Origin of the sequence: Pontibacter toksunensis (genome assembly GCF_042686245.1) — a bacterium.
Taxonomy (GTDB): domain Bacteria; phylum Bacteroidota; class Bacteroidia; order Cytophagales; family Hymenobacteraceae; genus Pontibacter; species Pontibacter toksunensis.
In genome coordinates this window covers 1-3,596 of sequence record NZ_JBHUOX010000068.1, presented here as the reverse complement: position 1 = coordinate 3,596, position 3,596 = coordinate 1, and the positions used below count along the sequence as shown (strand labels likewise).

General features: G+C 44.0%; 2 protein-coding genes. One reads left to right on the top strand and one right to left on the bottom strand.

Features of this window, described 5'->3' with window-relative positions; genetic code table 11:
* Positions 1-283 (bottom strand): hypothetical protein (locus ACFS7Z_RS27015; RefSeq protein WP_377492519.1); only part of this gene is annotated, 283 nt, incomplete at its 3' end.
* 1,137 nt (positions 284-1,420) lie between these two features.
* Here ACFS7Z_RS27015 and ACFS7Z_RS27010 point away from each other — a divergent pair.
* On the top strand, positions 1,421-2,920 hold the full coding sequence (locus ACFS7Z_RS27010; protein WP_377492516.1) for an acyl-CoA dehydrogenase family protein: 1,500 nt from the start codon (positions 1,421-1,423) through the stop codon (positions 2,918-2,920).
* The last annotated feature ends 676 nt before the right edge of the window (positions 2,921-3,596 follow it).

Here is a 3,596-nt window from a genome sequence, read left to right as displayed (position 1 = left end):
TTGCGTCATAGGTATACCTGGTGTAATCTGAGTTAGCACCGCCTTCCTCATAATCTTCTATTGCTTTAGAAATATAACCTTGTGCATTATACTCTATCTTAACTACATCGTCATCGGCGCTGCCACTCTCTCCCAGGAAAGCTAAAGTTGTTAACCTGCAGCCACTCAGGTTGGGGTCAGGTGTTACTGCATCATCATCATCGTTTTCCTCGCCACATGAGGCAGCAGTAAAGGCGACTAACACGATAAGGGCATAAATTTTACTTGTAAATGTACGTTTCATTCTTGTGGGTTATAAGTTAAATTGATTAAGAAGTCGCAAAGTAGGTGGTTAAATAAGTAGGAATAAATACCCATAAATGAGTATTTCTTTAATAGGAGCAGTTTCGATTCCATAGCATAACCCACAGGCATACTACACTCCTGTCGGAGCCAAACAAAAAATGAATGGAACAGGGGACTTTTTCTCACTGCCATCTGCAGGCCGCCACGATGATCAATTCCAACTCCATGTTCTGGCTCAGCGCCAAGCCCACCACTTTCCTGTCGGCCAGGTCCAGCACTGCCATCAGGTAGAGCCAGCCGTCACCGGTCCTGATATATTATAAATCAGATACCCATTTCTCTGTCGGTCTTGTAGCATAAAAGTATCTGTCCGGGTAATTCACCGCCACATCCTACAAGTGGTTAGAGTGGGTGGACTTCATCCGGTTCTTCTTCTACACAAAGCTATATATGATGCTTCTGTATCAGTTGGGCTACATGCGGACGGAGAAGTGCTGATACATTCTTCCTTGCGTTTGGCAGCAATCATGGGGGAGCCATAGCGACACTTGCTCTGCTGGCAGAGCTGCTCAATCTGCTCCTGTTCTTTATGCTCCCACAGGCTGACAGGATGATGAAGCCAATAGTATTAGCCACTGGTGCTGACCTGGAGCACTATACAGGATATGGCAGCTCAGGAAGGCTTTACTCTCTAGGAGCCGGTTCGGGTAGAATCGCAATAGCGGCTAAAGGGTTGGGCAACTGATGCCCGGCTGTAGTTCCTGCCTTGGCCAGGTAGCCGGATCCCTGTCACGCCTGTCCCGGCTGACGTGGCTCGGGCACAGTGTCAGGTTCATCAGTGGCTATGCCCCTTTGTTAGGAGCTTATTCTACGGGGATGTCTTGATTGACTTGGTGCCGGATGATATATTTGGAATCCTTACACATCCTGAAAAAACTGACATAAAATCGATTAGAGCAAAAGATAAATAATGTTAAGAAAGTATCGTATTATAGATCATTTCCCAACTTAACATGAGGAAATAAGAGCCAGAATGATGTATTTTCCCAAATATTTGTGAAGGGTAATATCTAAATTCTTTAACCTAATTTAGGACAAGACAGTTAGTAGTATAAAGTGAAAAACAAATAGATAAATGGAAGTATCAAAGCTTGGGTTTTCAGATTTAATAAGGGATTTTGAATCTACACTAAAAACCTTATTTCATTCAAAAACAGATATCAATGAGCTCAGTTTAGAAAGAGGTTTGCCTCCAGCGGTGTTGCAGGAGATTATGGCTAAGGTCCCTTTAGCCGTAGCCGTTCCAGAGCAATACGGGGGCCGTGGGAGCTCCGTTAAAGAGTGTTTAGGTGTTCTAGCTGCCTCATCTTACGAATCACTTCCTCTTTCCCTGATATTTGGAATTAATATAGCGCTGTTTTTAGAACCCGTTTCTAAATATGCGGATGAATCGGTGAAAAAGGGAATTTTTGATCGTTTTCTCAGACACCAGAACATGGGCGGTCTCATGATCACGGAACCCGACTATGGCAGCGACGCACTAAACATGAAAACCGTTAATACACCCTTTGCTGATGGGTATAGAATTAAGGGCAGCAAACATTGGCAAGGCCTGACAGGCATGGCCGACTACTGGTTAATCGCCTGCAGGCAGGAAAGCAGTGATGGAGAATTGAAGAGAGATATCGATTTTTTTATTACCGACAACACACAGGACAACCAAAGGATTATAGTAGAAGAGTATTACGATAATCTAGGCCTCTACATGATCCCGTATGGGCTGAATAAATTAGATATTGAAGTTCCAGTAAATTATAAATTAAAACCCGAATCAACTGGCATTAAAATGATGCTGGATATTTTGCATAGAAGCAGGATGCAGTTTCCTGGCATGGGTATGGGTTTTATTCAGCGAATGCTTGATGAGGCATTACATCATTGTGAAAACAGGATTGTAGGGGCATCTAATTTACTGGCTTTTGACCAGGTCCAGTTTCAAATAAGCAGATTACAGTCAGCTTTTACAATTTGTTCTGCCATGTGCGCCAGAAGCAGCGACATTAGTGGGATTGAGCATAACCTGGCTTCAGAAGGATTGGAGGCCAATAGTATGAAAGCTGTCGTATCAGATTTGATGCAGGAATCATCCCAGATACTGGTTCAGCTTTCGGGCGCCAATGGCTATAGGATACAGCATATTGGGGGGCGGGGAATTGTCGATAGCCGTCCGTTCCAGATTTTTGAGGGATCAAATGAAATGCTTTACACCCAGATAGCAGATATGATTCTCCGGCTAATGAAAAAACAAAAGCAAATGCATTTATTTGATTTCCTCAAGGGTTTTAACCTTACCTCCGAGGCCTGCCTTTCTTTCAAAGATGAAATAAACTTCAGGCTGGATGAATCCATACCGCAGCGCAAAATGGTGGATTTGGGTAAAATCCTTGGCAGGATTATCTGTGTAGGCTATGTAATGGAGCTTGCTGTCCGGGGGTTTAGGCAGGATTTAGTTGACAACTGCATCGTGTCCGTCAAACAAGAAATAGCGGCCCTGGCTTCCTCCTTTAACAGCTCTAATGGGACGGAGGTTGTAGTAGATTATCAGGAAAACAGCTCCTGGTTAAAGTTTGTGTAATTGGGGAGAGGGAAGCCCTAAATCAACAGCCTGCAGTGGGGAAACAGCTTTGGAAGCGCTTTGCCTGCGCACCTAAAAACAGAAGCAGCGCCAGGAAGTTCCAATAGGGCAGGAGTCGCCCAACGTAAAACTACAGCAAAGCTTCTTGTCATTCTTCTGTGAGAAACTCACCTCTTCAGAGCAACGCACAGCGTTGGCTGGCACTCCATTGGCGGGATTTCATGATAATATTATCCGGAAAATAAACAAAAAATAAAACGCTAATCATCATCAAGTTCAATCTCCTTTGCTTCACCTTCTCCGAAGCTATTTTAAACATTCGTTTCGTTGATCATCAATGGTTAATGGCTTGCGCTATCTTTTCCAAGGTGTGTGATAAAAGCAGGCTGGGAACGACGTTATAGAATAAAGAATAAGAGCCGCTTAAAAAAGCCTCCTGCCAATGGAAGCAAGCCTTAAGGTTCTGTCTTAAAAGCAAGCGATTAATTTGAATTTTTCTTATCTTCACCTTACCTGAAAGAGAGCTCCTGACCGGTAGGTACTGGATGCTCATCTTGTGTAGCCCTGCCCAGCGGGGCTACTTTGTTTTCGTCAGCTTCGCTGACACCTGAAAGAGAGGCTCCGGCCTCCAGGAGTTGGATGTCTCTTTTTTGTTTTTGATGCCTTTGGTCGTGAA

Bases quoted from the DNA above. Each gene is read 5' to 3' on its own strand.
- ACFS7Z_RS27010 (WP_377492516.1), top strand. From the start codon at position 1,421: ATGGAAGTATCAAAGCTTGGGTTTTCAGATTTAATAAGGGATTTTGAA.